28 protein-coding genes are annotated in these 26,696 nt (G+C 65.1%); 10 read left to right on the plus strand and 18 right to left on the minus strand.

What is annotated here, in order from left to right; translation table 11 throughout:
• Positions 1 to 93: 93 nt before the first annotated feature.
• The 3 genes from kynU to ACTTAI_RS15825 all read left to right on the plus strand — a co-directional run bounded on the left by kynU (position 94) and on the right by ACTTAI_RS15825 (position 2,870).
• Positions 94 to 1,290 (plus strand): kynureninase, encoded by a 1,197-nt coding sequence (gene kynU / locus ACTTAI_RS15815; RefSeq protein WP_444452471.1) that lies wholly within the window; start codon positions 94 to 96, stop codon positions 1,288 to 1,290.
• A gap of 71 nt (positions 1,291 to 1,361) precedes the next feature.
• Entirely contained in the window at positions 1,362 to 2,363 is a 1,002-nt protein-coding gene (moaA, locus tag ACTTAI_RS15820) for a GTP 3',8-cyclase MoaA (RefSeq protein WP_444452472.1), read from the plus strand.
• Positions 2,364 to 2,462: 99 nt separating this feature from the next.
• Positions 2,463 to 2,870: a universal stress protein gene (locus ACTTAI_RS15825; RefSeq protein WP_444452473.1), complete on the plus strand. Its 408-nt coding sequence runs from the start codon at positions 2,463 to 2,465 to the stop codon at positions 2,868 to 2,870.
• Positions 2,871 to 3,021: 151 nt separating this feature from the next.
• Here the strand turns inward: ACTTAI_RS15825 and ACTTAI_RS15830 are convergent, their stop codons facing one another.
• Positions 3,022 to 4,188: a M20 aminoacylase family protein gene (locus tag ACTTAI_RS15830; protein ID WP_444452474.1), complete on the minus strand. Its 1,167-nt coding sequence runs from the start codon at positions 4,186 to 4,188 to the stop codon at positions 3,022 to 3,024.
• A gap of 72 nt (positions 4,189 to 4,260) precedes the next feature.
• Complete coding sequence (locus ACTTAI_RS15835) at positions 4,261 to 5,601, minus strand: NAD(P)/FAD-dependent oxidoreductase (RefSeq protein ID WP_444452475.1); 1,341 nt, start codon at positions 5,599 to 5,601, stop codon at positions 4,261 to 4,263.
• Positions 5,602 to 5,827: 226 nt separating this feature from the next.
• Between ACTTAI_RS15835 and ACTTAI_RS15840 the strand changes: the two genes are divergently transcribed.
• From ACTTAI_RS15840 to ACTTAI_RS15860, 5 genes are all read left to right on the plus strand, one after another.
• The gene (locus ACTTAI_RS15840) at positions 5,828 to 6,853 is read left to right on the plus strand and encodes an ABC transporter ATP-binding protein (RefSeq protein WP_444452476.1); all 1,026 of its coding nucleotides are present in this window, start codon (positions 5,828 to 5,830) and stop codon (positions 6,851 to 6,853) included.
• On the plus strand, positions 6,846 to 7,856 hold the full coding sequence (locus ACTTAI_RS15845; protein WP_444452477.1) for an ABC transporter ATP-binding protein: 1,011 nt from the start codon (positions 6,846 to 6,848) through the stop codon (positions 7,854 to 7,856). The genes ACTTAI_RS15840 and ACTTAI_RS15845 overlap by 8 nt, the downstream gene beginning before the upstream one ends.
• Before the next feature lie 56 nt (positions 7,857 to 7,912).
• Positions 7,913 to 9,616, plus strand: coding sequence for a peptide ABC transporter substrate-binding protein (locus tag ACTTAI_RS15850; protein WP_444452478.1), 1,704 nt, complete (start codon positions 7,913 to 7,915; stop codon positions 9,614 to 9,616).
• Between the two features lie 128 nt (positions 9,617 to 9,744).
• Positions 9,745 to 10,752, plus strand: a complete 1,008-nt coding sequence (locus ACTTAI_RS15855) for an ABC transporter permease (RefSeq protein ID WP_444452479.1) — start codon at positions 9,745 to 9,747, stop codon at positions 10,750 to 10,752.
• Entirely contained in the window at positions 10,745 to 11,650 is a 906-nt protein-coding gene (locus tag ACTTAI_RS15860; protein ID WP_444452480.1) for an ABC transporter permease, read from the plus strand. Before ACTTAI_RS15855 ends, ACTTAI_RS15860 begins: the two co-directional genes overlap by 8 nt.
• Here the strand turns inward: ACTTAI_RS15860 and ACTTAI_RS15865 are convergent, their stop codons facing one another.
• From ACTTAI_RS15865 to ACTTAI_RS15880, 4 genes are read right to left on the minus strand one after another with little or no spacing between them, the layout of a single operon-like run.
• The gene (locus ACTTAI_RS15865) at positions 11,651 to 13,213 is read right to left on the minus strand and encodes a cryptochrome/photolyase family protein (RefSeq protein WP_444452481.1); all 1,563 of its coding nucleotides are present in this window, start codon (positions 13,211 to 13,213) and stop codon (positions 11,651 to 11,653) included.
• Positions 13,210 to 13,350 carry a DUF2256 domain-containing protein gene (locus ACTTAI_RS15870; protein ID WP_444452482.1) on the minus strand — a complete coding sequence of 47 codons (141 nt, stop codon included), beginning with the start codon at positions 13,348 to 13,350 and terminating at the stop codon, positions 13,210 to 13,212. The genes ACTTAI_RS15865 and ACTTAI_RS15870 overlap by 4 nt, the downstream gene beginning before the upstream one ends.
• A 1-nt stretch (position 13,351) precedes the next feature.
• Positions 13,352 to 13,903, minus strand: a complete 552-nt coding sequence (locus tag ACTTAI_RS15875) for a glutathione peroxidase (RefSeq protein WP_444452483.1) — start codon at positions 13,901 to 13,903, stop codon at positions 13,352 to 13,354.
• Positions 13,900 to 14,622, minus strand: coding sequence for a hypothetical protein (locus tag ACTTAI_RS15880; protein WP_444452484.1), 723 nt, complete (start codon positions 14,620 to 14,622; stop codon positions 13,900 to 13,902). Before ACTTAI_RS15880 ends, ACTTAI_RS15875 begins: the two co-directional genes overlap by 4 nt.
• 165 nt (positions 14,623 to 14,787) lie before the next feature.
• Here ACTTAI_RS15880 and ACTTAI_RS15885 point away from each other — a divergent pair, with 165 nt between their 5' ends.
• Entirely contained in the window at positions 14,788 to 15,333 is a 546-nt protein-coding gene (locus ACTTAI_RS15885; protein WP_444452485.1) for a sigma-70 family RNA polymerase sigma factor, read from the plus strand.
• Positions 15,330 to 16,004 carry an anti-sigma factor gene (locus ACTTAI_RS15890; protein ID WP_444452486.1) on the plus strand — a complete coding sequence of 225 codons (675 nt, stop codon included), beginning with the start codon at positions 15,330 to 15,332 and terminating at the stop codon, positions 16,002 to 16,004. The genes ACTTAI_RS15885 and ACTTAI_RS15890 overlap by 4 nt, the downstream gene beginning before the upstream one ends.
• Here the strand turns inward: ACTTAI_RS15890 and ACTTAI_RS15895 are convergent.
• The 12 genes from ACTTAI_RS15895 to bchC all read right to left on the minus strand — a co-directional run bounded on the left by ACTTAI_RS15895 (position 16,001) and on the right by bchC (position 26,668).
• Positions 16,001 to 16,588, minus strand: a complete 588-nt coding sequence (locus tag ACTTAI_RS15895) for a hypothetical protein (protein WP_444452487.1) — start codon at positions 16,586 to 16,588, stop codon at positions 16,001 to 16,003. The two genes, ACTTAI_RS15890 and ACTTAI_RS15895, sit on opposite strands and share 4 nt — an antisense overlap.
• Before the next feature lie 141 nt (positions 16,589 to 16,729).
• Positions 16,730 to 18,655 carry a 1-deoxy-D-xylulose-5-phosphate synthase gene (gene dxs, locus ACTTAI_RS15900; RefSeq protein ID WP_444452488.1) on the minus strand — a complete coding sequence of 642 codons (1,926 nt, stop codon included), beginning with the start codon at positions 18,653 to 18,655 and terminating at the stop codon, positions 16,730 to 16,732.
• Between the two features lie 182 nt (positions 18,656 to 18,837).
• Positions 18,838 to 19,080 (minus strand): RC-LH1 core complex protein PufX, encoded by a 243-nt coding sequence (gene pufX, locus ACTTAI_RS15905; RefSeq protein WP_444452489.1) that lies wholly within the window; start codon positions 19,078 to 19,080, stop codon positions 18,838 to 18,840.
• Positions 19,081 to 19,092: 12 nt separating this feature from the next.
• Entirely contained in the window at positions 19,093 to 20,016 is a 924-nt protein-coding gene (gene pufM, locus ACTTAI_RS15910) for a photosynthetic reaction center subunit M (RefSeq protein ID WP_444452490.1), read from the minus strand.
• Positions 20,009 to 20,857: a photosynthetic reaction center subunit L gene (pufL, locus tag ACTTAI_RS15915; RefSeq protein WP_444452491.1), complete on the minus strand. Its 849-nt coding sequence runs from the start codon at positions 20,855 to 20,857 to the stop codon at positions 20,009 to 20,011. Before pufL ends, pufM begins: the two co-directional genes overlap by 8 nt.
• A 132-nt stretch (positions 20,858 to 20,989) precedes the next feature.
• Positions 20,990 to 21,166, minus strand: coding sequence for a light-harvesting antenna LH1, alpha subunit (gene pufA, locus ACTTAI_RS15920; RefSeq protein ID WP_013066436.1), 177 nt, complete (start codon positions 21,164 to 21,166; stop codon positions 20,990 to 20,992).
• A gap of 13 nt (positions 21,167 to 21,179) precedes the next feature.
• Complete coding sequence (gene pufB / locus ACTTAI_RS15925) at positions 21,180 to 21,329, minus strand: light-harvesting antenna LH1, beta subunit (RefSeq protein ID WP_013066435.1); 150 nt, start codon at positions 21,327 to 21,329, stop codon at positions 21,180 to 21,182.
• A gap of 156 nt (positions 21,330 to 21,485) precedes the next feature.
• Complete coding sequence (gene pufQ, locus ACTTAI_RS15930) at positions 21,486 to 21,710, minus strand: cytochrome PufQ (protein WP_444452492.1); 225 nt, start codon at positions 21,708 to 21,710, stop codon at positions 21,486 to 21,488.
• A gap of 1 nt (position 21,711) precedes the next feature.
• Positions 21,712 to 23,184: a chlorophyllide a reductase subunit Z gene (bchZ, locus tag ACTTAI_RS15935; protein ID WP_444452493.1), complete on the minus strand. Its 1,473-nt coding sequence runs from the start codon at positions 23,182 to 23,184 to the stop codon at positions 21,712 to 21,714.
• Positions 23,184 to 24,677: a chlorophyllide a reductase subunit Y gene (bchY, locus tag ACTTAI_RS15940; RefSeq protein WP_444452494.1), complete on the minus strand. Its 1,494-nt coding sequence runs from the start codon at positions 24,675 to 24,677 to the stop codon at positions 23,184 to 23,186. The genes bchZ and bchY overlap by 1 nt, the downstream gene beginning before the upstream one ends.
• Before the next feature lie 45 nt (positions 24,678 to 24,722).
• Positions 24,723 to 25,724, minus strand: coding sequence for a chlorophyllide a reductase iron protein subunit X (locus tag ACTTAI_RS15945; protein ID WP_444452495.1), 1,002 nt, complete (start codon positions 25,722 to 25,724; stop codon positions 24,723 to 24,725).
• Positions 25,724 to 26,668 carry a chlorophyll synthesis pathway protein BchC gene (gene bchC, locus ACTTAI_RS15950; protein WP_444452496.1) on the minus strand — a complete coding sequence of 315 codons (945 nt, stop codon included), beginning with the start codon at positions 26,666 to 26,668 and terminating at the stop codon, positions 25,724 to 25,726. The genes ACTTAI_RS15945 and bchC overlap by 1 nt, the downstream gene beginning before the upstream one ends.
• Between the last annotated feature and the right edge of the window lie 28 nt (positions 26,669 to 26,696).

Below are 26,696 nucleotides of genomic sequence, written 5' to 3' on the forward strand. Positions count from 1 at the left end.
CCCCCTGCCCCAAGGTGACGTCGGATCAGGCGCGGCGCACCCCCCCTTGCGGCGGCCGGGCGCCCGCGCCAGTTTGGTCGAAAGGAGACCGCGATGAGCACCGATTTTACCGCCACCAAGGCGCTTTTCGACCTGCCCCCGGACGTGATCTATCTGGACGGCAATTCGCTTGGCCCGCTGCCGCGCGCCGTGCCCGCCCGGGTCGAGGCCGCGATCCGCGCCGAATGGGGCGCGATGCTGATCACCGCCTGGAACAAGGCCGGGTGGATGGACCTGCCCGAGCGTCTGGGCAACCGGATCGGGCGGCTGATCGGGGCGGAGCCGGGCTCGGTGACGCTGGGCGATACGCTGTCGATCAAGGTGTTTCAGGCGCTTGATGCGGCGCTGCAACTGCGCCCCGAGCGTCGGGTGATCCTGTCCGACAGCGGCAACTTCCCGACCGATCTTTACATGGCGCAGGGGCTGACCGGGCTCTTGGGTCAGGGCTACGAGCTGCGCGTCGTCGCACCGGAGGAGGTCGAAGCCGCGATCGACGAGACCATCGCCGTCACCATGCTGACCGAGGTCGATTACCGCACCGGGCGCAAGCACGACATGAAAGCGCTGACCGCCAAGGCCCATGCAGCCGGGGCGCTGGCGTTCTGGGATCTCGCCCATTCGGCGGGCGCGGTGCCGGTCGATCTGGCCGGTGCGGGCGCCGATTTCGCGGCAGGCTGCACCTATAAATACCTGAACTCCGGCCCCGGCGGCCCGGCTTTCATCTATGTTGCCCCCCGCCATGCGGCGCAGGTGCAGCCGGTGCTCTCGGGCTGGCTCGGCCATGACGCGCCCTTTGCCTTTGAAGCCGGCTACCGCCCCGCCCCTGGCACCGCACGGATGCGCGTCGGCACGCCGCCGGTGCTGCAACTCGCCGCCCTCGACGCGGCGCTTGATGTCTGGGACGGCGTCTCGATGGCCGAGATCCGCGCCCGCTCGATCGAATTGACCGCGCGCTTCATCGCCGCGGTCGAAGCCGCCTGCCCCGATCTGACCCTTGTCACCCCGCGTGATCCGCAAACCCGCGGCAGCCAGGTCAGCTTCGCCCATCCGCAAGGTTACGCGATCATGCAGGCGCTGATCGCCCGCGGCGTCATCGGCGATTTCCGGGCACCGGACATCCTGCGCTTCGGCGTCACACCGCTTTACATCTGCGAGGCCGAGATCGACCGCGCCGCCGCGATCCTGACCGAGGTGATGGCGACCCGCGCCTGGGACCGGCCCGAATTCCACGCCCGGGCGAAAGTCACCTGAGGTCGCAAGACCGCGACAAGCCGCCGCAGCCGGGTCTTGCCGGGCGGCGGCACATCGCCTAATTTCAAGGCATGGAACGCCTGACCGACCCTTTTGCGCGGGCCATCACCTACCTGCGGGTTTCGGTGACGGATCGCTGCGATTTTCGCTGCAGCTATTGCATGGACGAGGGCACGCGGTTCCTGCCGCGCCGCGATCTGCTTTCGCTCGAAGAACTCGACCGGCTCTGCACCGCTTTTGTCGGGCTGGGCGTGAAGAAGCTGCGCATCACCGGCGGCGAGCCGCTCTTGCGGCGCAACGTGATGAGCCTGTTTCGGGCGCTTGCGCGGCATCTGGAAACGGGCGCGCTGCGCGAGCTGACGCTGACCACGAATGGCGCGACGCTCCCCACCCATGCCGCCGATCTGGCCGCCTGCGGGGTGAAACGGGTGAATGTCTCGCTCGACAGCCTGCGCCCGGATCGCTTCGCCGCGATCACAAGGCGCGGTGATCTGGCCGCCGTTCTGGCAGGCATCGCCGCCGCGAAAACGGCAGGGCTGCGGGTGAAGATCAACACCGTCGCCCTGCGCGGCGTGAACGAGGACGAGCTGCGCGATCTGGCCAGCTGGGCCGGGGCCGAGGGCCATGATCTGAGCTTCATCGAGGTGATGCCGGTGGGCGAAATGCCGATGACCGACCGCGCCGCCACCTTCCTGTCACTGGCCGAAGTGCGGGCGCGGCTCTCCGAGCATCTGACGCTGAGCGATTTGCCCGAAACGACCGGGGGGCCTGCGCGCTATGCACGGGCCGCCGAGACGGGGCAGAAGATCGGCTTCATCACGCCGCTCAGCCACGGATTTTGCGAGAGCTGCAACCGGGTGCGGATCAGCGCCACGGGCACACTTTACCCCTGTCTGGGGCAAGAGGGCGGCACCGATCTGCGCGGCCCCCTGCGCGGCTCCGAGAGCGATACGACCCTGATCACGGCCATCCGCGCCGCGATCGCGCGCAAGCCGCAGGGCCATGATTTCGGCTATGGCGCGACGGGCATCTCGGGCCGGGTCGGGCGCGGCATGAACCATACCGGGGGGTAAGTCCGGAACCGGACAGAAATCGTGACCTGTATCAAGGCGCCCGCCTGTTTATCGGGCAGAATGAAAACATCCGAAACGACGCCTTCAAAGGAGTCCGCCATGTATTCCAACATCATCGTGCCCGTCGCCTTCGACGCGGAACATAATCCCGACACCGCGCTGAATGTCGCGCGCACACTGGCCGCCCAGGGGGCGCGCATCACCATCGTGCATGTGATGGCCGATGTGCCCGGCTATGCGATCTCCTACATGCCCGAGGGCTATGACGCCGACCTGCGCCAGACGTTGCAAAACCAGCTCGACGCGCTGGCAAACGACTTCGAGAACGGCGCGGGCGTGCTGCGCCAAGGCCATGCGGCGAACGAGATCCTCGATCTGGTCGACGAGATCGGCGCCGACTGCATCGTGATCGCCGGACATCGGCCCGGCTTTGGCGATTTCCTGATCGGCTCGACCGCCGCCCGCGTCGTGCGCCATGCGCCCTGCTCGGTCATGGTGCTGAGGTAAGGAAAAGGGGGCTCCGCCCCCACGGCCTTGCGGCCGTCCCCCCGGCGTATTTGCGCCAAGAAAAAACCGATGATCTTTTTCTTGGCGCAAATATGCCGGGGGGTGAATTTGCCGACAGGCAAAGAGGGGGGCAGCGCCCCCCTTTCGCGTCTCAGGCGGCGGGCATCCGGCTTTCGACCATCCCGGCATACCAGCTCGATCCGAAGGGAATCGCGCTGTCGTCGAAATCATAGGCCGGGTGGTGCACCATCGCGCTGTCGCCATTGCCCAGGAAGATATAGGCCCCCGGCCGCGCGTTCAGCATGTAGGAGAAATCCTCGCCCCCCATCATCGGCGCCACCGTCGTATCGACATGGCCCGAAACCGCCTGCGCCACTTCGATGGCATAATCGGTGTTTTCGGGCGTGTTCATCGTCACCGGATAGCCGCGGATATAGCTGATCTCGGCCGTCGCCCCATGCGCGGCGGCGATGCCCTCGGCCACCGCCTTCACCCGCGCCTCGGCCAGATCGCGCACGGCGGGGTCAAGCGAGCGGACCGTGCCTTTCAGCGCCACCGTCTGCGGAATGACGTTATAGGCCTCGCTCTCGGTCCGGAACGTGCAGATCGAGACCACGACCTGTTTCAGAGGATCGACATTGCGCGAGGCGATCTGCTGCATCGCGACGACGATATGCGACGCCACAAGGGTCGTATCGATGCAGTCATGCGGTTTCGCCGCGTGCCCGCCCTTGCCGGTCACCACGATGTCGAACTGATCGGTGGCGGCCATCATCGGGCCCGGGCGGATCGCGAAGCTGCCGACCGGGAAGCCCGGCATGTTGTGCATGCCGTAGACTTCCTGAATGCCCCAGCGCTCCATCATGCCATCGTCGACCATCGCCTTGCCGCCGCCGCCGCCCTCCTCCGCCGGTTGGAAGATGACGACCGCCGTGCCGTCGAAATTCCGCGTCTCGGCCAGATATTTCGCGGCGCCAAGCAGCATCGCAGTGTGGCCGTCATGGCCGCAGGCATGCATCTTGCCCGGCACTTTCGAGGCATGCGCCGCCCCGGTCTGTTCCACGATCGGCAGCGCATCCATGTCGGCCCGCAAGCCCACCACCCGGCCCGCCGTATCCGTGCGGCCCTTGATCACGCCGACGACGCCGGTCTGGCCGATGCCCTCGACCACCTCGTCGCAGCCGAACTCGCGCAGAAGTCCCGCGACCTTGGCGGCGGTGCGGTGCACTTCATAGAGAAGTTCCGGGTTTTCGTGAATGTCGCGCCGCCAGGCAGTGATCTCGGGCAGCAATTCGGCGAAGCGGTTCTTGACAGGCATGTGCTTGCTCTTCCTATGGAAAACGGCAGGATCGCCTGGGCAGGCTGGCAGGGACGCCCGCCCTTGGCAAGGTCAGAAGGTGGGGCCGAGGTCGATTTTTGATCCGTCGGTAAAACGACCCCAGCGGAAGCGGGTCAGATCATGACCGGGGGCTTGACCGGTCATCAGGCTGGCCATCACCCGCCCGACGCCCGGCCCGATGCCGAAGCCGTGCCCCGAAAGCCCGGTGGCGACGTAAAGCCCGGAGATCGGCGCGGCATCGAGCACGGGCACGGTGTCGGGCATCACGTCGATCATCCCCGCCCAGTCGCGCACCAGTTTCGGTTCGCCCAGAGACGGGAAGGCCCGACCGAAAGCGCGCTGGACGTTGTGCAGGAACACCCGGTTCGGCGCAGGGTCGAGAATGCGGCAGCGCTCGAACGGGCTTTCGCGATCCTCCGACCAGCTGCGTGCCGTCGTCCAGCCATCAGGCCAGCCCGGCTCGGGCGCGCGCGGATGGATCGAGGTCTTCGACAGGTCGCGGGCCATCTGCGGCATGTATTTACGGAAATGCCGCAGCCCATCCGGCCCCATGTAGAAGTCGTGCGAGGTCCCGGGCGCAACCGTGTAGCTGCCATCGAGCCGCCGCCGCCAGGCAAAGACATCATCGACGCCCGACACTTGCGTGATCTCGGGCAGGGGCGCGGTCTGCGCCACGGTCGAGCGGACAAGCAGCTGCGGCAGGCTCAGCCCGTGCCGACGCAGGAACAGCGAGGACCAGGCCCCCGCCGCGACCAAAACCTGCTCGCAGCGGATGCGGCCATTTTCGGTGACGACGCCCGCCACCTGCCCGGCCGCGATATCCAGCGCCCGCACCGCGCAATGCTCGATCACCGTCACACCGGCCCGCCGCGCGCGCTCGGCCAGCATCGGCACGGCGACAAAGGGCTCGGCCCGCGCATCCGACGGCGTGATGAGGCCCGCCACCCAGGTCGTCGCATGGGGAATCGCTGCGGCCAGTTGCGCCCGGCCGAGCAGGTGACTTTCGAGCCCATGCGCCCGCGCCAAATCGACCCAGGCCGCGAAGCCCTCTGCCGCGGCGGGCTTGTCCGACAGATAGGCGACACCGCAGCGGCGGAAGCCAAGCTCGGGGCCAAGCTCGGCCGCGATCTCCTCCCAAAGCCGGATCGACTCCTGCATGATCGGCAATTCCGCCGGATCGCGGCCCTGTTGCCGGATCCAGCCCCAGTTTCGCGAAGATTGCTCGCCCGCCACCCGGCCCTTTTCCAAAATCACCACCCGACGCCCGGCGCGCGCAAGATAATGAGCCGCCATCACACCGGCGACACCTGCGCCCACGATCACGACATCGGTGGTTTCAGGCAGTGCCGCAGAAAAACGGACGGGATCATTGAGCGAAATCACAAACGGCATCGGGCGCTCCTTCGGGTCGGGACAAGGCAGGCTTGACCGCGAACCGACCAAGGTCAAGCCCGGACAGACGCCAAAGGGACATGCGCAGGCCGCAGGGCTTCCCCAGCGTTAGCGCTTGCACTGGCCGTGAAAATCTCTAACACTCGGTCAAATTCGATCACCGATTGGTGAGCGGCAAGAAAAACCAGCGCAAAAAACGCTGCAAATACAAAGACTGGGGGACGCCATGCGCGATGGGGCGCAGCCCGTGCTTGAGGTGACGAACCTCAAGACGATTTTTCGCACCCGTGGCGGCGAGGTGCATGCGGTCAACTCTGTCTCGTTCGATCTGAAGCCCGGCGAATTGCTGGGCGTCGTTGGCGAGTCGGGGTCCGGCAAATCCGTCACCATGATGTCGCTGATCGGGCTTCTGCCCTCGCCCCCCGCCGAGGTGCGGGACGGGCGGGTGATGTTCGACGGGCTTGATCTGCTCAAATGCACCCCGGCCCAGCTGCGCGCGGTGCGCGGCCCGGGCGTCGGCTTCATCTTCCAAGACCCGATGACCTCGCTCAACCCGGTCTTCACCGTGGGCTATCAACTGCGCGAGCCGCTGATGAAGCATATGGGGATGACGAAAGCGCAGGCGCAGGTCCGGGCCAAGGAGCTGCTGGAGCTTGTCGGCATTCCCGATGCGGAACGGCGATTGAAGGATTTCCCGCACCAGTTCTCGGGCGGGATGCGGCAGCGGGTGATGATCGCCATCGCGCTCGCCTGCGATCCGAAAGTGCTGATCGCCGACGAGCCGACGACCGCGCTTGATGTGACGATTCAGGCGCAAATCCTTGAACTGGTGAAGGATCTTCGCCAGAAGCTCGGCATGGCGATCATCTGGATCACCCATGATCTGGGCGTGATCGCGGGCATCGCTGACCGGATCATGGTCATGTATGGCGGCCAGATCGTCGAACATGGCACGGTGAAGGAAGTCTTCGCCAAACCCCGCCACCCCTACACGCGCGCGCTGTTGCAAACGGTGCCCTCCGTGCGTGGCGAGCGTGCCGAGAAACTGAACGTGATCGAGGGCCAGCCGCCGATCCTGCGCGCCGCGCCCGCCGCCTGTCCGTTCCGCGACCGCTGCAGCTTGCGCTTTTCGGCTTGCGACGCGGCCAACCCGGCGCGTTATGATGTCGGCCCGGGCCATGATGCGGCCTGTTTCTGGGATTTCGACGCGAATGCCCCGCGCAAGGAAGTGACGGAGAAAGCCCATGTTTGACGGCGGCAAGCGGCCTCTGGTCGAGGTCGAAGGGCTGAAGATGTATTTTCCGATCACGGCGGGGCTGTTCCGCACCAAGGTCGGCGATGTGAAGGCCGTCGATGACGTGACCTTCACCATTTACGAAGGCGAGACGCTGGGTCTGGTGGGCGAATCGGGCTGCGGGAAATCGACCTGCGGCCGGGCGATCCTGCGGCTTTACGAACCGACCGCGGGCTCGGTGACGATCGATGGCGAGGATGTTCTGGCGGCACCGCCGTCCGAATTGCGCGCGATGCGGCCGAAGATGCAGATGGTGTTTCAGGACCCGCAGGCGTCGCTCAACCCGCGCATGACGGTGGCCGGGATCATCGGCGAGCCGCTTGACGAGCACACGACGCTCTCGAAGGCGCAAAAGCTCGCCCGGATCTACGAGCTGATGGACAAGGTCGGGCTGAACCGCGATTTTGCCAACCGTTATCCGCACGAGTTTTCCGGCGGCCAGCGCCAGCGCATCGGCATTGCCCGGGCGCTTGCGCTCAACCCGCGCTTCATCGTTTGCGACGAGCCGATTGCCGCGCTTGACGTGTCGATTCAGGCGCAGGTGGTGAACCTGCTCGAAGAGCTGCAGGACAGCCTTGGGCTGACCTATCTGTTCATCAGCCACGATCTGTCGATGGTGCGCCACATCGCCGACCGCGTGGCGGTGATGTATCTGGGGCGGATCGTCGAGCTTGCCTCGCGCGATGCGCTTTACGAAGCGCCGCTGCATCCCTACACGCAGGCGCTGCTCTCGGCCGTGCCCGAACCTGATCCGAATGCGGAAAAGACGCGGCAGCGGATCATCCTGACGGGCGACGTGCCCTCGCCTGCCAATCCGCCCAAGGGCTGCAACTTCTGCACCCGCTGCCCGAAGGTGATGGATCTGTGCCGGTCGGTGGAACCCGAGTTCCGCGAAGTGGCCCCCGGTCACTTCACCGCCTGCCATCTGCACAATCAGACCGCCGGGCAAACGGCGGCATGACACGCGGGCAAGAGCCCGAGCAAACGTGATCTCTGCATCCATGAAGGAGAGGACGCATGAAACTCAAGACCGCATTGATGGGGGCCGCCGCCGTGCTGGCCTTTGCGCCCGCCGCGTTCGCCGAACGCGGTTCGGACGGTGAACTGAAGATCATCCAGTCGCAGGCCGCCTCGACGATGAACCAGTATCTGTCCTCGGGCACCAAGGACATCAACGCCTCCTCGATGGTCTCGGAACCGCTGGCCTCCTACAAGCCCGATGGCACGCTGATGGCCCGCCTCGCCTCGGAAATCCCGACGCTGGACAATGGCGGCGTCTCGGCCGATGGCAAGACCATCACCTGGAAACTGCTGCCGGGCGTGAAATGGTCGGATGGCACCGATTTCACCGCCGATGACGTGGTCTTCACCGGCCAATACTGCATGGACCCGGCGGGCGGCTGCGCGCAGCTGTCGAAATTCGAAGGCATCGAGAAGATCGAAGCCGTCGATCCGCTGACCGTGAAGATCACCTTCCTGAAGCCGAAGACGAACCCCTATTCGGCTTTCGTCGGCGCGCTGGCGCCGATCCTGCAGAAGAAACAGTTCGAGAAATGCCTCGGCGCGAATGCCTCGAGCTGCACCGATGCGAACTTCAAGCCGATCGGCACCGGCCCGTTCGCGGTCACCGACTTCAAGACCAACGACGTGGCCGTCTTCGTGGCGAACCCCTATTACCGCGACCCGGCGAAACCGGCCTTCGCCACCGCCACGCTGAAGGGCGGCAACGACGCGATGTCGACCGCGCGCGCCGTGATGGAAACCGGCGAATACGACTACGGCTGGAACACCCAGATCGAGCCGGAAGTGCAGGCGCAGATGGTTGCCGCCGGCAAGGGCAAGTTCATGACCGCTTACGGCGGCCTTGTCGAACGGCTCGAGCTGAACATGACCGACCCGTCTTCGGCCCTGCCCGAGGGCGAGCGCTCGACCGCCAAGCATCCGCATCCGATCTTCTCGGACATCCGCGTGCGCGAAGCGCTGTCGAAAGCGATCGACCGTGGCCTGCTCGTTGAAATCGGCTACGGCGAGGCCGCCCGTCCGACTTGCAACCTGGTGCCCGCGCCCGAGATGTTCGCGTCGGACAACACCGGCTGCCTGACGCAGGACGTGGAAGGCGCCAAGAAGCTTCTGGATGAAGCGGGCTGGACCGACAGCGACGGCGACGGCATCCGCGACAAGGACGGCAAGAAGCTGAGCCTGGTGTTCCAGACCTCGGTCAACCCGATCCGCCAGAACTTCCAGGCGATGATCAAGCAATGGTGGAACGATGTCGGCGTGGAAGTCGAGCTGAAACAGATCGACCCGTCCGTGTTCTTCGGCGGCGATGCGGGCTCGCCCGACACGTTCCAGAAGTTCTACGCCGACGTGCAGATGTTCGCGAACGAATGGGACGGGACCGACCCGCAAGCCTATCTGGCGCAGCTGACCTGTGAAAAGGCGCCGAAGCCGGAAGACCAGTGGCAGGGCGAGAACATCCCGCGCTTCTGCAACCCGGATTATGACGCGCTGATCAAGGAAATGCTGACCACCGCCGATCCGGCCAAGCGCGCCGACCAGATCAAGCAGCTGAACGACATGGTCACCAAGGATGCGATGGTCACCGTGCCGCTGGCGAACCGCGCGCGCTTCTCGGCCGTGTCGAACACCCTCGTGGGCGTCGACATGAACGCCTGGGACAGCGAATACTGGAACGTGGCCGACTGGTCGCGGGCGAAGTGATCGCAGCATAAGAGACCGTGAGGTCGGACCGGCAGGGCCGGTCCGACCCGGGCGGGGGGGACGCCGGGCCGTTGGCCCGGCGTCCCCCGCCACCCCCCGAGAGACAAGAGAGACGAGCCGAGGCGCCGATGTTCCAGTATACCCTGCGACGATTGCTGATCGCGATCCCGACGCTTCTGATCATCTCTCTGGTGATCTTCCTGCTTCTGGAGGCCGCGCCCGGCGACCCTCTGGGCGAGGTTCCGCTGACCGTGCCGCCGGAAGTGAAGGCGAAGATGCGCACCGCGCTTGGCCTCGATGCGTCCTGGTATGTGCGCTATTTCCTCTGGCTCAAGCAGATGTTCTGGATCGAGCCGATGCATCTGTGGGACAATTTGTTCGGCACCCACATGGCCGATGACATGCAGCGCGTGATCTCGTTCCAGTCGCGCCAGCCGGTGATGGACATCATTGCGCAGCGCATGCCGCAAACCCTGATCGTCGTCGGCTCTGCCTATGTGATCGGCGTGCTGATCGCGGTGCCCATCGGCATCCTGTCCGCCTACCGGCAATATTCGTGGTTCGACAACCTTGGCACCTTCATCTCGATGATCGGCTTTTCGGTGCCGACCTTCTTTACCGGCGTCGTCCTGATCGTGATCTTCGCGGTCAAGCTGCAATGGTTCCCGATGGTCTACGACACCACCTTGCAGGTCACCGACTGGGAAAGCTTCACCAAGCAGCTCCGGCAGATGGTGATGCCGGTCACGGTGCTCTCGCTGTTCAACGCGGCGCAGATCTCGCGGTTCATGCGCTCGTCCATGCTCGACAACCTCGGCCAGGACTACGTCCGCACCGCCCGCGCCAAGGGCCTGACCGAGCGCGTCGTCGTGCTGATCCACGTGCTGCGCAACTCGCTCATCCCCGTCGTCACCGTGATCGCGCTTGGCGTGCCCTCGATCTTCGGCGGGGCGATCATCACCGAGCAGGTGTTCAAGGTGAACGGGCTCGGCCAGCAGCTGATCCTTGCCATCCACGCGAACGACCTGCCGATGGTGATGACGCTGACCTTCATCTTTGCCGTGCTGATCGTGCTCTTCAACCTGATCGCCGACCTGCTTTATGGCATCCTCGACCCGCGGATCCGTTATGACTGACACCACCGTTAAAATCCGCCCGCCCCGCAACCAGTGGTGGGATGTCTGGGACCAGTTCAAGACCCACAAGGGGGCGCTGGTCGGCCTGACGATCTTTGTCGCGATCCTCGCGCTGATCCTGGTCGGGCCGATGATCTGGCACATGGACCCGACCTATGTCGACTTCCGCGCCCGAAACAAGGGCTTCTCGTTCGCCCATCCCTTGGGCACCGACCAGCTGGGCCGCGATCTCTTGGCGCGGATGATGGCGGGGGGCAAGGTCTCGATCTCGGTCGGGCTGACGGCGATGTCGCTCTCGATCTTCCTTGGCGCCGCGATCGGCGTGCTGGCGGGCTATTTCAAGCGGCTCGACGGGCATCTGATGCGGCTGACCGACCTGTTCCTTGCCCTGCCGCTGCTGCCGCTGCTGCTGCTGATGGTGACGCTCTTCCGCGATCCGCTGTCGAAAGGCTTCGGCCCCGAGGGCGGGATTTTCCTGCTGATCGTCACCGCGATCGGGGCGACCTCGTGGATGCAGACCGCGCGGATCGTGCGCGGCGAGGTGCTGGCACTTAAGGAACGCGAATTCGTTCTGGCGGCGCGCTCGATCGGCACGCCCGCGCATCGGCTCGTGTTGCGCCACATCCTGCCCAACGTCATGTCGCCGATCATGGTCTCGGCCACGCTCGGCATCGCCTCGGCGATCATCACGGAATCGGCGCTGTCGTTCCTTGGCCTCGGCTTCCCGCCGGACTTCCCGACCTGGGGTCGGCTCTTGTTCGATGCCGTCGATCAGATCCAGCTTTACCCGATGCGGGTGATCCTGCCCGGCATCGCGATTTCGCTGACGGTGCTCTCGGTCAACTACATCGGCGATGGTCTGCGTGACGCGCTTGATCCGCGCATTCGCGGCCGCTGATCACCACGGCATCGAGATCTGCGCCGGAGGCTCTGCCTCCGGCGTTTTCATTTTGGCAAGGAACGCCTCGGCCTCGGCGGTGATCGCGGCCCGCTCCCCCTTCCCCATCGCCGCCAGCGCCTTGTAGGGCAGGGCCATGCGCGGGTTCTTTCCGAACCGCGCCTGATGGGTGATCAGGAAATTCCAGTAAAGGAAATTCATCGGACAGGCATTCCGTCCGGTCCGCGCTTTCGCATCATAGCCACAGCCGCGGCAGTAATCCGACATCCGCCCGATATAGGCCGCCGCCGCCGCATAGGGCTTCGAGCCGAGCCGCCCGCCATCGGCATGGGCCACCATGCCATGCACATTCGGCAGCTCGACCCATTCGAAGGCATCGGCATAGACGGCCAGATACCACGCCTCGATCTCGGCAGGGGCAATCCCAGCCAAAAGCGCGAAATTCCCCGTCACCATCAGGCGCTGAATGTGATGAGCATAGGCATTCTCGCGCGTGCCCCGGACCACCTCGGCGATGCAGCGCATCCGCGTGTCGCCGGTCCAGTAGAACGACGGGAGCGGCCGCGTCGCGTTCAAGGCATTCGTTTGCGCATAGCCGGGCATCTCGGTCCAATAGATCCCGCGCACGAATTCGCGCCAGCCGATCACCTGCCGGATGAAGCCCTCGACCGCATTGAGGGGCGCCCTGCCCTCAAGGTATTCCCGTTCCGCCGCTGCCGCGACCTCGAGCGCGGTCAGCAACCCGATGTTCAGCGCGGGCGCGATCAGGGAATGATAGAGGAAATCCTCCCCCGCCTGCATCGCATCCTGCCAATCGCCAAAAGACGGCAGAGCGACGCGCAGGAAATCATCAAGCGCCAGAAGCGCCTCGGTGCGCGTCACCGGCCAGCCGAATTGGTCGAGCGTGCCGAAGTGATCGGCAAAGCGCGTCTCGACCAAGGTCATCACCTCGGCCGTCACGGCATCGGGGGCAAAGCGCTTGCGCTTCGGTGCGCGATGGCCGCGCGGCAGCGCCTTGCGGTTCTCGGCGTCGTAATTCCACTTGCCGCCGACGGGCTTGGCCCCCTCCATCAAGAGCCCGGTGCGACGGCGCATCTCGCGGTAGAAATATTCCATCCGCCCGGTCTTGCCCGCCGTGGTCAGGCGCGCAAATTCCGCGGGCTGGCACAGGAAGCGATCGTCGTCGCGGATCTCGACCGGAAGTCCCAAAGCCTCGGACCAACCCTGCATCAGTTGCAGCACCCGCCATTCACCGGGATGCGTCACCACCACCGCCTCGGGCAGATGCCGGGCGACAGCGCGGGCGAGTTCCGCGCAGAAATCCTGCCGGTTTTCGGGGGCGTCCAGACGGACGTAATCGACCCTGATCCCTTCGGCCCGCAGCTCCTCGGCAAAGTGGCGCATGGCCGAGAGGATCAGCACCAGCTTCTGCTTGTGATGGCGGACATAGGTCGCTTCGGCCGCGACCTCGACCATCAGCACCACATCGCGCGCAGGGTCGATCCCGTCGAGCGACGAGATCCCCCGCGTCAGCTGATCGCCCAAGATGAAAACCAGCCTCATCGCGCGCGGCGGCAGCGGTCCGAGCAGAACCGGACGTTTTCCCACTCCCGCGCCCATTTCTTGCGCCAGGTGAACGGGCGACCGCAGCAGGCACAAAGCTTTTGCGGCAGATCGCCCTTGCGCAGCATCTTCGCCAAATCAGGCCCCCGGCAAAAGCGGCTCGAACGCGCCGCGGATCGCGCTGCCTTCGGGCTTCGTCATCGAGCCCCAGGTGGCCACAACCTTGCCATTCCCATCCAGCAGCACCTTGTTGAAGTTCCAGCGCGGCACGAAGCCCTGCGTTTCCTTCAGCCATTTGTAGAACGGATGCGCCTCGTCGCCGAGCACATGGGTGATGTCGGCCATCGGGAAGGTGATGCCATAGGTCACGGTGCAGAACTCGGACACTTCCTTGCCGTTGTCCAGCTCCTGCTTGAAATCGTCCGAGGGCACGGCGAGCACGATCAGCCCCTTCGGCCCCCAGACCTTGTGCAGCGCCTGCAACCCTTCGAGCTGCGAGGTGAAGCCGCAGAGCGAGGCGGTGTTGACGACCAGCACCGGATGGCCGCGATAGGCGGCCGTGTCGATCACGCCCCCCTCGATCGAGGGGAAGGTGAAGGTCGGGGCCTCGGCCTCGTCCGCGCGCGCTGCGGGGCTGGAAAGCGCCCCGAAGCCGGTCAGGACCGCGGCCGCCATCAGCTTGAGATTCATTGCAGTTTCCTCCTGCGCAAAAGAAGCGTTGCCGTCACGAGCGAAAGCCCGACAGCGGCGAGTGAGAGCACCGGCCAGTCCCCCGCCCGGGCATTCGACACGATCACCCCAAAGAGCGCCCAGCCCGCGCCAAAGGCGTAGCTGGGCACCTCGGGGCGGCGCCAGACGATGATCAGCGCGGCAAGAATGACCCCCGTCAGCGACAGATAGGCCGCCTGCGCGCCGGTCAACACCCCTTGCCCGCCCAGCGTGATCGCGATGGCGACGCCACAGGCCGCCGTCACCCAGCCCGCATAAAGCCCGACCGGCCCCGCCGCCCAAAGCCCGGCCCCGCCTTTGCCGGTCGGCGCGCGCAGAAAGGCGGCAATCGCGGTCGCGGCCATGAAGATCAGCATCACCGTCGCCAGCACCGGTTGCAGGTTCGCCACCGTGATCCAGAAACTGCCCACGGCCAGCGACAGGATCAGCGCAAGCCGCATCTCCTGCCAGTCCGGGTTGCGCCATGCCCGGACGAGCCCGTAACCCGCGCCCACGATCAGCCACAGATAGATCGCCCCCCAGATCGAGAAGGCCCAGCCCACCGGCTGCACCGGCCAGCGATCGGCGACGACCGGGAATTGCGACGGCGTGAAGCCGCGAAAACCGTCGGACAGGAAGGGCGATCCGGCAAAGGTCAACGCCACGATCAGCGTCAGCGGGGCAAGCAGCTTGCGGTCCATCCTCGTCCTCCCTTTGCAGCCATCCTGCGGGCCCGCGCCGCCAAGTGCAACCGCGGCGGTTGTCATCGCGGCGGGCCTCGTGGCATTCTCCTCTCGACAAGACGCAACCGGCGGGCAAAAGGTTGCGTCCGAAACGACAAAAGCGGCGAAAGGCAACCGGATCAGATGGCGGATGCAGGACAGGATCTGGGCGAATTGCTCGCGCGGGTGGCGTTGGCCGACCGTGCCGCCTTCGAGCGGCTTTATTCCGTGCAGGGCGCGAAACTTTTTGGCCTCTGCCTGCGTCTCCTCAAGGACCGCCGGGAAGCGGAGGATGCCTTGCAGGATGTGTTCGTGAAGATCTGGATGAATGCCGACCGTTATGTGCCGGAGGTGGCGAGCCCCGCCGCCTGGCTCAATTCGGTCACGCGCAACCTGTGCATCGACCGGCTGCGGCGGCGCAAGGGCGGCGAGATCGGCGTCGAGGCGCTGGAAGAGCTGCCCGCCGAGGCCCCCGGCCCCGAGGCGGCGGCGATCCGCGCCTCGGAAGGGCGGCGGATTGACGATTGCATGACGCGCCTTGACACCACCCGCGCCGAAGCCGTGCGAAGGGCCTATGTGGAGGGCGAAAGCTATCTGGAACTGGCCGAGCGCTTTGCCGTGCCGCTCAACACGATGCGGTCCTGGCTGCGCCGGTCGCTGATCTCGCTGCGGGAGTGTCTGGAAGGATGAGCGGGTTGCGGCAGGACGATATTGCGCTCGCGGGCGAATATGTGCTGGGCACACTGCCCGGCACGGAACGGCAGGCGGCGACGCGGCGGATCGCCACCGATCCGGATTTCGCGCGCGAGGTGGCCCGCTGGGAAAGCCGCTTCGATCCGCTGGCCGACGAGGTGACGCCGGTGGCCCCGCCCGGTCGGGTCTGGGGCGGTGTCGAGACGCGAGTCTTCGGGCGCCCCGAGCGGACGGGCGCCGGGCTCTGGCGCTGGCTCGCCGGGGCTTCGGGGCTGTCGGTCGCGTTTCTGGCGGCGCTGCTGACGCTTGGCGAGCCGATCTTGCCCGCGCGCGGGCCCCTGCTGGTGTCGGACATGGTGTCTCAGGATGGCGCGGTGCGGCTGGCGGCGCTTTATGACAGCGAGACGGGCGAGATGCGGGTCTCGATGGGCGGCGATGCGCCCGCGCCGGGGCATGATTTCGAGCTTTGGGTGATCGCGGGCAACGCCGCGCCGATCTCGCTTGGCGTGATGCCGCGGCAGGGCAAGGCGGCGATGCCGATCCCCGAGGCGATCCGGCCGATGCTGGCCGATGCGACGCTCGCCATCACCGAGGAACCTTTGGGCGGCTCCCCCGAAGGCGTGGCGACCGGACCGCTGGTGGCCAAGGCGGCGCTGCGGCGGATCTAGCCTTCCACGCCGGGACCAAAGCCACCCGTCATCGGGGTGCTGGGCGCGCGGCGCTGGTGCAGGCTTGTCACCACTTCGTCGATCTGCGCGCGGCATCCCGGGCAGATGACGTAATCCACCGCCGCGGGGTGATCCGCGCCCAGATCCTCGGCAAAATTCCAGCCCTGTCCGGGCTGATGCACCGCGCCGCAGAACGAGCATTTCCGCGCCTCGGCCGCTTCGTCGGCGTGCCAGCGCGGCAGCGCCTCCTCGAAACTGCGGGCATCGCGCAGGTCATGCACCATCAGCACGCGCCCGTCCTTCATCGGCTGGATCGTCATCTGGAAACGCCGCAACAGCGTCGGGCTGTCACAGCGATAATCGATGCGCAGCGGCCCCTGCGTCTCGCGCACGGCGTCGATCATCCGCGCCAGCGCCGCCCGCGTTTCTGCCCCCACCACATGATGGGCAAGCGGCGTGGCCAGCACGGCGTTCGAGCGCGCGCCCGAGCCACCATTCGCCAGCGCAAACTCGTCCCACTCGCCGCCGATCCACAGAATCCGGCTCTCGGGGTCAAGGACATAGTAAACCTGTTGGAATTTCAAGAGCTTCGTCCGACTTCAGGCGCCGCCCGACCGCGACACCCTGTCAGACTGTCTCACGTGCACCTTGTCGCAGGCAAGACAAATGCACGGACGCGGCAAATTAATGCCTTGTCCGTGCATCTTTGCGGGATTGCGCAGCGCTTATGCGCTGTGCACGATCCGCACCGATTTCGACGGCCGCGCGGCGGCCATCGCCGTATCACGGATGTCATTCGCGGTCAGACCGGCCCAAGCATACATTTCCTCGGGCGAACCGTGGTCGATGTAGCGATCGGGCAGCGTCATCGTGCGGATGGCCCGGCCCTTCTCGAGCTGCCCGGTGCGGGCCAGATGGTGCAGCACCATCGCCCCGAAACCGCCCATCGCGCCCTGCTCGACGGTGATCAGCGCCGCGTGGTTGTCGAGCAGCCGGTCGATCAGATCGGTGTCGAGCGGACGGCAGAAGCGCGCATCGGCAACGGTGGTCGAGACGCCTTCGGCTTCCAGCATCTCGGCCGCCTTCAGCGCCTGCGAAAGATGCGCGCCAAAGGACAGGATCGCGACCTCGGTGCCTTCTTTCAGCACCCGGCCCTTGCCGATTTCCAGCACTTCGCCGCGTTCGGGCATCTCGACGCCGCGACCCTCGCCACGCGGATAGCGCAGCGCGATCGGGCCGCTGTCATGCGCCGCCGCGGTGACAACCATGTGGCACAGCTCCGCTTCGTCGGCGGCGGCCATGACGGTGAAGTTCGGCAGGTTCGCCAGCATCGAGACGTCAAACGCCCCGGCATGGGTCGCCCCGTCTTGCCCCACCAGACCCGCGCGGTCGATCATCAGCCGCACCGGCAGGTTTTGCAGCGCAACGTCATGCACGATCTGGTCATAGCCGCGCTGCACGAAACTGGAATAAAGCGCGAGGAAGGGTTTCAGCCCGGCAGCCGCCATCCCGGCGGCAAAGGTCACCGCATGTTGCTCCGCGATACCCACGTCGAAAACGCGGCGCGGGAAGCGTTTTTGCATGATGTCGAGGCCGGTGCCGGTGGGCATCGCCGCCGTCACCGCCACGATCGACTGATCGCGCGCGGCTTCCTCGGTCAGGCGCTCGCCGAAGACGGCGGTATAGTTCGGGGCGTTCGGGATCGATTTCTTCTGCTTGCCGGTCTCGATGTCGAATTTCGACACGCCATGCAGCTTGTCCTCGGCGCCTTCGGCGGGGGCATAACCCTTGCCCTTGGTGGTGCAGACATGGATCAGCACCGGGCCCGAAGCGCGGGCGCGGGTGACGCGCAGCGTTTCGACGAGTTCCGCCATGTCGTGCCCGTCGACCGGACCGATGTAGTCGAAGCCAAGCTCTTCAAACAGCGTCGCGCCGCCGGGCATCGCCGTCACCATCTGCCGCGCGCGTCGGGCGCCATCGCGCACCGGGCCGGGCAGATGCATCTCGATCCCCTCGGCCGCGGCCTTCAGCGCCGCGAAGGGTTTTTGCCGCGCGATCGTGTTCAGATAGTGCTGCAGCGCGCCCACCGGCGGCGCGATCGACATGTCGTTGTCGTTCAGGATGACGAACATGCGCGATTTCAAGTGGCCCGCGTGGTTCAGCGCCTCGTAGGCCATGCCCGCGGTGATCGAGCCGTCCCCGATGATGGCAATCGTGTCACCGACCGGCTGGCCCAGTTCCCGACCGACTGCAAAGCCCAAAGCGGCCGAGATCGAGGTCGAGGAATGGCCCGCGCCAAAGGCGTCATGCGGGCTTTCCGACCGTTTCGGAAAGCCCGAGATCCCGCCCGCCTGACGCAGCGTCAGCATGCGCGCGCGGCGACCGGTCAGGATCTTGTGCGGATAGCATTGGTGCCCCACGTCCCAGATCAGCTTGTCGCCGGGCGAGTTGAAGACCGCATGCAGCGCGACCGTCAGTTCGACGACGCCAAGCGAGGAGCCAAGATGCCCCCCGGTCTGGCTGACCACTTCGACGATCTCGCGCCGGACTTCGGAGGCGAGCGCCGTCAGATCGGCAATGCTCATCGCCTTCAGGTCGGCGGGACCGGTCACACGGTCAAGATGGGGGGTGCGGGATGGCGTGGCGCTCATGGCTGCGTCCTCCGATGAGCCTTCTGGTCTAAAAGGGTGCCGCGGGGGTCGGACCTGCGGCACCAGGTGCCTGAATTAACAGGGAAGGGATTCGGGGCTGTGGGCCCCGGAGTTTCCGGAGCCTTGGCCCGGAACGGAATACCCCGGCCGCGCGCATCGACGCGCGGCCGGGGGAAGGGGTCTTACACGACTTCGGTCGTGTGCATCACCACGATTTCGCTGGTGTTCGGGTAGGGCGTCGGCGTCTGGTGCGACCGCTCGGGAAGCATCAGGCCGAGACCGTAGGAACCCATCACCAGGCCGAGGCCGAGCAGGAAGGGGATCGAGCCAAGGAAGGCACCATAGGCCATCTGACGACCGATCCAGAGTCCCATCTCGAACTTGGAACCGTTTTCGTAGTCGAAGGGTTTGTCGAACATGGACATGGTCTCTTCTCCTTACGGGGTCACGGGGGCATAGCCGTGGACTTGCGCCCAGACATACCAGTTGTCGACAACGGTGCCCGAGAGCAGGATGCCGATACCACCGGTCAGCGTCACCATCACGGCCATCCAGATCGCCCAGCGGTGGATGCCTTCCATGGTGGCGTTGAAGCCCATCGTCCAGCGCCAGAACAGGGCGGCGCGTTCCGAAGCAGTCCCGCGGTCGACGATCTGTTCGAGTTCGCGGTCACCACCGAAGCGGGTCACCGCAAGGATGGTCGCGCCGTGCATGGCAAACAGGAGCGCCGAGCCGTAGAGCGAAGCGATCGAGAGGCCGTGGAACGGGTTGTAGAACAGGTTGCCGTGGTCGAGCGAGAACTGGTTGGTCCAGTCGAGGTGCGAGAAGATGCCGTAGGGCGGAGCCACCGACCACGACCCCATCAGGATCGGGCGCCAGAAGCCGAGGACCGACCACAGCCAGATCGCCGAGAGGAAAGCCCAGGCCATGTGCTTGCCCATGCCGAGCTGGTCGGCGCGGGTATAGACACGGACCCACCAGGCGATGACCGAGATCGCCATGAACAGCGAGGCGATCTGCCACACACCACCTTCACGCAGCGGAGCAAGCGCAAGGCCATATTCGGCTGGCGGCGGCTCCAGGCTGAAGAAGAACAGGTCGCGCATGAAGATGAAGGGATCGAAACCGGCTTGATACCAGTACCACACCCCGATCGTCATGAACCAGGCCGCGCCGAACACCAGAGAGGTGATGCCCGCGATGCCGAGATAGATCGGCCCGAGCTGGGCGTTCCCCATCCAGCCAAGCAGGCTGAAGAAGGTGGCGGGGGTACGTTCGAACGTGTCGACCCCTTCCTTGAGCCCCATTTCGGGCTCGCCCTTCACCTGCACCTGGGTAAAGAAGTTCTGATACTCAGCCATTGATGCCTCCTGCCATGTCAGCCCAGAACGGCATGTTCACCCACCAGTACCACCAGTCACTCCACAGATCGAAGTAGATGGTGCCAGAGACGAGCATGCACATGGCCGACCAGAACACCGCGTTCAGCGCGAGCAGCAGACCGAGGCGGTGGATGCCGAGCGTGCCGAGCGAATAGCCGATGAGGTCACGGAAGTAGGTGTCCTCGTGGTCCGGCGTCCGCATCGTCTTGCCTTTGACGGGGTTGGCCGCCGAAAGGATCAGAGCCCCGTGCATCGCCAGCGCCCAGGCGGTGGTGAAGAACAGGCTGATGCCCAGCATGTGGAACGGGTTGTAGTGGAAGTTGCCGTAGGTGTAGCCGGTGTTCGACACCCAGTCGAGGTGCGTCCAGATACCATAGGGGAAGGCGTAGCCCCACGACCCCATCAGCATCGGACGGATGACGACGAGGACCAGATAGGCGAAGATCGCCATCGAGAAGGCGGCCGGAATGTGGAAGCCAATCCCGAGTTTGCGGCAGATTTCGACTTCACGCAGCGCCCAGCTGCAGAAAGCCCCCGTCGCGCAGACGGTGATAACCTGCCAAAGACCGCCCTTGTCGAGCGCGGCCACGTTCAGACCATTTTCCACCGGCGGCGGAACGATGGAGATCAGTTGGGGGTTCCACGTGCCCTGCATCGCGGCTCCCCAAAGGATAAGCAAAAAGCCGAGCGTGGCGAAGAAGATGGTGGTGACCCCGAAGAACCCGACATAGAAGGGTCCGACCCAGAAGTCGAAAAGGCTCCCGCCAATCAAGGTGCCGCCCGGCACACGGTATTTTCGTTCGAAGCTGAGCAAAGCCATGCCCGTGTCTCCGCTGTTGCGGGACGGTCCTTGGCCCGGCAAAAGGCCTCAGATCGTGCCGATGGGTTGCGTCTTGCGGTATGGTCGCGGGCGGGGCGAGGGTCTCGCCCCGCCCGCAACGCTCAGTAACGCTTACTGGGCAGCAGCCACGTAGCCATGCTTGGCAGTGGCAACGGTCAGCCAGTTGAAAGCGGGGGTCGAGAGCAGGATCAGGTGGATCAGCACCGCGAGCAGGAACAGGAACACGCCCTGAGCCACGAACACGCGACGGGGGTCGAAAACGAGCCAGATTTTGTAGAACTTGGACATTTTCAGTTTCTCCTCAGAACCACGGACGCCAGATCATGACCGCCAGATGGGCGAGCACCGCGACGGCGATGAACGCCGACAGCCCGCTCATGTAGACGGCATGCAGTTCTTGCGCTTGCTCGTCGGTAAGACCTGTGAAGCTCAGGTCGTTCTTATCAGCCATAACAACCTCCGGATTGGCAGACTGACGCCGCATTCCCTGCGGCTGGGCAAACGAAATGGCACCTGCCATCCCGCATTTCCACCACGAGGGGCTCATCCCACCCGTGGAGAACTTGACCCGACGGGGCTATGGCCCCCGCCGGAATTCCGTACCGGCTCAGGGCCGGAAAATCTCGGGCGTGATCTCGCCTGCCTCGCGCCAGGCGCGGGCGAAGGGCCCGCACTCGGGAAGACGGCGCTCGCGCACCAGGGACATGACCCAGCCGACCAGCGCGAAGGGCACCGCGACGATCAGGATCAGCGAAAAGTAAAGCGCGAACTCGGGACGCGGCACACGGTCGACATGTTGGACCCCATGAGCGCGAAGACGCTGGCTTTGCATTTCAGTTCCCCCCCTTCCGATCCATGGTCGCATCCCCAAGGGCTTCGACCATTTCAAGAACCACTCTTTCAGCCCCCTGATCGAGAGCCACCTTCTCGGCCGCGTCACGCAGCGACTTGGCCGCCGAAATCCGTGTCAGAACCGGGTGTTGCGACACGATCCGGTCCAGAGCCGCCTGCGCATCCGCATCCCAGGGCATGTCACGACGCAAGGTTGCCGGTGTTGCCGCAGCGCTGTCCATTTCGGAAGCAAGCGGCAGGATATTGAACAGCGCGTCGAACAGTCCGTTACAGATTTCTTGCAGCAGGTAGACGCTACCCATGTAACCCATGAAGGGGGTGCCCGTCGCGCGGCGGATCGCCGCGCCGGGGAAGGAAGCGGGCACGAACGAGGCCGCAGGGCCGTGGCCTGCCTTGGTTTCGGCCAGATAAATCTTCTCGTTGATCGAGCCGAACACAACCAAGGGGCGAGTTTGGCGGATCAAACCGCGAACTTCGTCGCTTTTCGTCTTCTCTCCGGCCTTTCGGGCCACCGCAAAGGCGCAAGGCAGGCCCAGATCGCCCTCGAGATAGGCTTTTATGCCGCGGGCATAGGTCTCGGTGGCGCAGATTCCGAAGCTCGCCGTCGCAAAGAAGTCTTGCGTGACAGATCGCCACAGATCCCACAAGGGCTTCAAAGTTGCATGTTTTTCGCGCTCGATGAAGGGCTCGGGGTCCAATCCGAGCAGTTCGCCAAGGCTGCGCAGGAACTTTGTCGTGCTCTCAAGCCCGATCGGCGCCTGCAGATAGGGTTTGCCGAGAATCTCTGCCAGGTTCCGGCCGAATTCGCGGTACATGACGACGTTCACATCGGCATTCACGAGGTTGCGGACCTCGCTCAGGTGAGTCCCGAGCGGGAAGACCATGTTCACCTCGGCGCCGATTCCCTCAACCAGACGGCGAATCTCGTGCAGGTCCGAGGCCATGTTGAAGGCGCCATACATCGGCCCCAGGATGTTGACCCGCGGCTTCGCCCCTTCGGGCCGCAAACGCTCGCCCGGCATCCGGCCTTTGGTCATGCCGTATTCGGTGAAAAGCCAGGTCATCGCGCGGTCGGCGCATTGCCACTGGTCTTCGTCGATGGTGCGGGCAAGGAAGCGTTGCAGGTTCGTGCCCTGCGGCGTCACGCCGCCGCCGATCATCTCGGCGATCGAGCCGGTGACGACGACCGAGGGCAGCAGCGGATCGAGCGTCTTCCACGCCCGACTCATCGCGCCTTCGGTGCCGTCGCGACCCAGCTCGGCCTCACCGAGACCGGTGACGACGATCGGCAATTCATGCGGCGGCAGCCCGTCGGTGTAATGCAGCACCGAGGTCACCGGCAGGTTTTCGCAGCCCACCGGACCATCGATGACCACTTGCAGGCCCTTGACGGCGCAGAACGTATAAACCGCGCCCCAATAGCCCCCTGCCCTGTCGTGATCGAGGAGAAACATCAGATCATCTCCTCGGCTTTGGCCAGTTTGGCGGCTTTTTCCATCTTCTTGCGCTGTTGTTCGCGGAAGTCGGGGTAAAGCTTCGGCGTATCCTGCCAGATCCCGGCCGTGTCACCCTCGCCCACGCCCTCGAAGAAGGCCTTCATCTTGCCCATGCGTTCACGGTTGCCCATGGCGGCATTCATCACCTGCGCCAGCGATCCGGCGCCCGCAGGCCCCATCAGCGGCCGGGCCGAGATCAGGTTGGTGAAGTAAAGCGCGGGAATGCCGAGCGATTTCGCCTTTTGCACCAAGGGCGTCGTGCCGATGGCCAGATCGGGTTCAAACCCCTCCATCGCGGCACAGTCGTCTTCGAGGCTGGCACGGTATTTGACCACCACGCCCCGCGCCTCGAGCCAGTCCTTGTCCCAGGCGCTCCAGGGCGTCCGGGGGGCGGCGGTGCCGACATAGGGCACTTCGGCGCCGGATTCGATCAGAAGACGCGCCACCAGCAGTTCCGAACCCTCATAGCCCGAAACGGTGATCCGCCCCTTGATCGGCGCGCCCGCAATGGCGCCCTTGATCGCAGGACCAAAGGCATTCTGCGCGGCGGCAATCTTGTCAGCCGAGACGTCATAGGCACGGCCGATATTGGCGAGCCATTCCATCGTGCCGTCGTGACCGACAGGCGCCGAGCCGACGATGGCGCGGCCTGCGGTTTCGAACTGCCGAATGGCCGAGGTGTAGAACGGGTGGATCGCCGCGATGACCTTGCTGTCGAGCGCGGCATAAAGCTCGCGCCAGTCGCGCATCGGCACGGTCGGACCGACAGCCAGCCCCATCGGTGCCAGCATCGCCCCAATCACCATCGGATCGGCGGGGAACATCTCGCCCAAAAGCGTGACAGTCGGACGGTCGGACCGGCCCGAGACCGGCGCAGGCACCGGTCCGGCCATGATTTCCTGCCGCGCATAGGCGAGCATCGCGCCCGAAAGCACGTCCTTGGCTTCCGCATGGGTCGGAACGCCAAAGCCCGGCACGTCGATGCCCACAACGCGGACACCGTTGATTTCGTTCGGCAACAGCTGCAGCGGCACGCCCGAAGCGGTGGGCACACAGAGGTTGATGACGACAATCGCATCATAGCGCGCGGGATCGGCCAGATCATGGACCGAGGCGCGGACATCCTCGAACAGTTTCCCGGTGACGAGCGTTTCGGAATCGAAGGGCACATAGCCCACCGAACGCCGCGCGCCATAGAAGTGCGAGATGAACGACAGCCCGTAGACGCAGCAGGCCGAGCCGCAAAGCACGGTGGCGACACGGCGCATCCGCAGCCCGACGCGCAGCGCGCCGAAGGCCGGACACATCGTCTGCGGCTTGTCATGCGGGCCGACCGGATAGTCGGCCTTGAAACGCGCCATCAGCTCGGCATTGCCCGAAGCGGCGGCTTGCGCTGCCAGACGTTCGGCCCCCGCGCCACAGCCGCCTTCGGCTTGAGGAAGATCGGTCATGCCCGGCCCTCCTTGCAAGCGGCCCGGACTTCAACGGCAGTGCAGTCAGACATCGTCGTAGATCACTTCCAGAGATTTCTTCGGCGCGGCGTTCGAGCCACGCAGGTCTTCGTCGGTCGCCGGAACCAGATCGACGATCCGGTATTCCTCGTCGGTGTCGAAGAGGCCCAGCAGCCCGTCGGGCGTCAGCGGACGCGGCCGCAGCGGCGGCGCATCGGCGACATTGCCCGCGAGCTCCTCGAAGAGCTTGCCCCAGGGCGTCGCATGGGTGCCGACGATCTGATAGGCGGCCGACTTGCGGCGCAGCTCCTCGTCGGCCGGGATCGCGGCAAGAACCGGAATACCCACGGCTTCCGCAAAAGCATGCGCCTCGCCGGTGCCGTCGTCCTTGTTGATCACGATCCCCGCCACGCCGACGTTGCCGCCGAGCTTGCGGAAATATTCCACCGCGTTGCAGACGTTGTTCGCCACATAGAGCGACTGCAAGTCGTTCGAGCCGACCACGATCACCTTTTGCGCCATGTCGCGGGCGATCGGCAGACCGAAGCCGCCGCAAACCACGTCGCCCAGGAAGTCGAGCAGGACGAAGTCGAAATCCCAGTCATGGAAGCCGAGCTTTTCCAGAAGCTCGAAGCCGTGGATGATGCCCCGGCCGCCGCAGCCGCGACCGACTTCCGGCCCGCCGAGTTCCATCGCGAAGACGCCGCCCGATTTGAAGCAGACGTCGCCGACTTTCACCTCTTCGCCCGCAAGTTTCTTCTTCGTCGCGGTCTCGATGATCGTCGGGCAGTTCTTGCCGCCAAACAGCAGCGAAGTGGTGTCCGATTTCGGATCGCAGCCGATCAGCAGCACGCGCTTGCCCATTTCGGCCATCATGTGGCTGAGGTTGGCAAGGGTGAACGACTTGCCCGAACCGCCCTTGCCGTAGATCGCGATGATCTGCGTTTTCTTGGTCGGCGGATGCTCGGGGATTTCGAGCGTCGGATCTTCGGCGGCTTCTTCCCGCAGGCGGGCGTCAAATCCCTTCAGGTTGGGTGCGTCAGTCATTATTTTGCATCTTTCCAGTCAAGGATCATCTTCAGGCAGTCAGGGTTTTCGAAAGCGGTCTGATAGGCCTCGGCCGCCTCCGCCGCGGGGCGGCGATGCGTGATGAGACCATCCAGCGAGAGTGCCCCGCTTTCGATCAGCGCGCGCGTCGCCGAAAGGTCGGCTGGCTGCCATTCGGCAGCGATGCGCAGGCGCATTTCCTTCATGAAGGCAGGGACGAAGGCGAAGCTGACCGGCACGGTATAGAAGCCGCACAGCACCAGTTCGCCACCCTTGCCCAGACGCCCGACGAGCTGGTCGATCAGACCGGGCGCGCCCGAAGCGTCATAGATGGCCTTGTAGTCGCGACGGGGGTCGGCTTCGGGGTCCAGAACCTCGTAGCCCACCGCACCCGAGCGACGCGCAGGATTGGTTTCCCACACCATCGGCGGCTTGCCACCGGCAGCAAGGGTCAGACGCGCGAGCAAACGGCCAAGGGTGCCGTGGCCCACGATCAGATCGGGAAGAGCATTGTCGAAACCGGCCAGCGCATGACGCGCGGTCGCGGCGAGTGCCAGCAGGGCCCCCTCTGGCCCCATCGCGGCATCGAGGCGGCAGACCCGCGACGCAGCCGTGACAAGACGTTTGGAGGCCCCACCGAACAACCCGCGCACACCGCCGGTAAAGCAGTTTGCGCCGGGTACGAAGACGTGATCGCCCGGTCGGAAGCCGGTGTCGGGGGCGGCTTGAACGACCTCTCCGAAGCTTTCGTAGCCAGGAACAAGCGGGTATCCCATGCCCGGGAAGGGTGGCATGGTGCCGAGCCAGAACAATTTCTCGGTGCCAGTCGAAATGCCAGAGTAGGCGATGTCTACGACGAGATCCCCCGGTCCGGGGTCGGTCAGACCGGCGATGCCCGTCGAGATGGCCTTGGGCCCGGACATTATGACGACTTGCGTTTCCATTTCTTGCTCCCGGTATGATCGAGCCGGA

Origin of the sequence: Rhodobacter capsulatus, from assembly GCF_052363175.1 — a bacterium.
In the GTDB taxonomy this organism is placed as follows: Bacteria; Pseudomonadota; Alphaproteobacteria; order Rhodobacterales; family Rhodobacteraceae; genus Rhodobacter; species Rhodobacter capsulatus_D.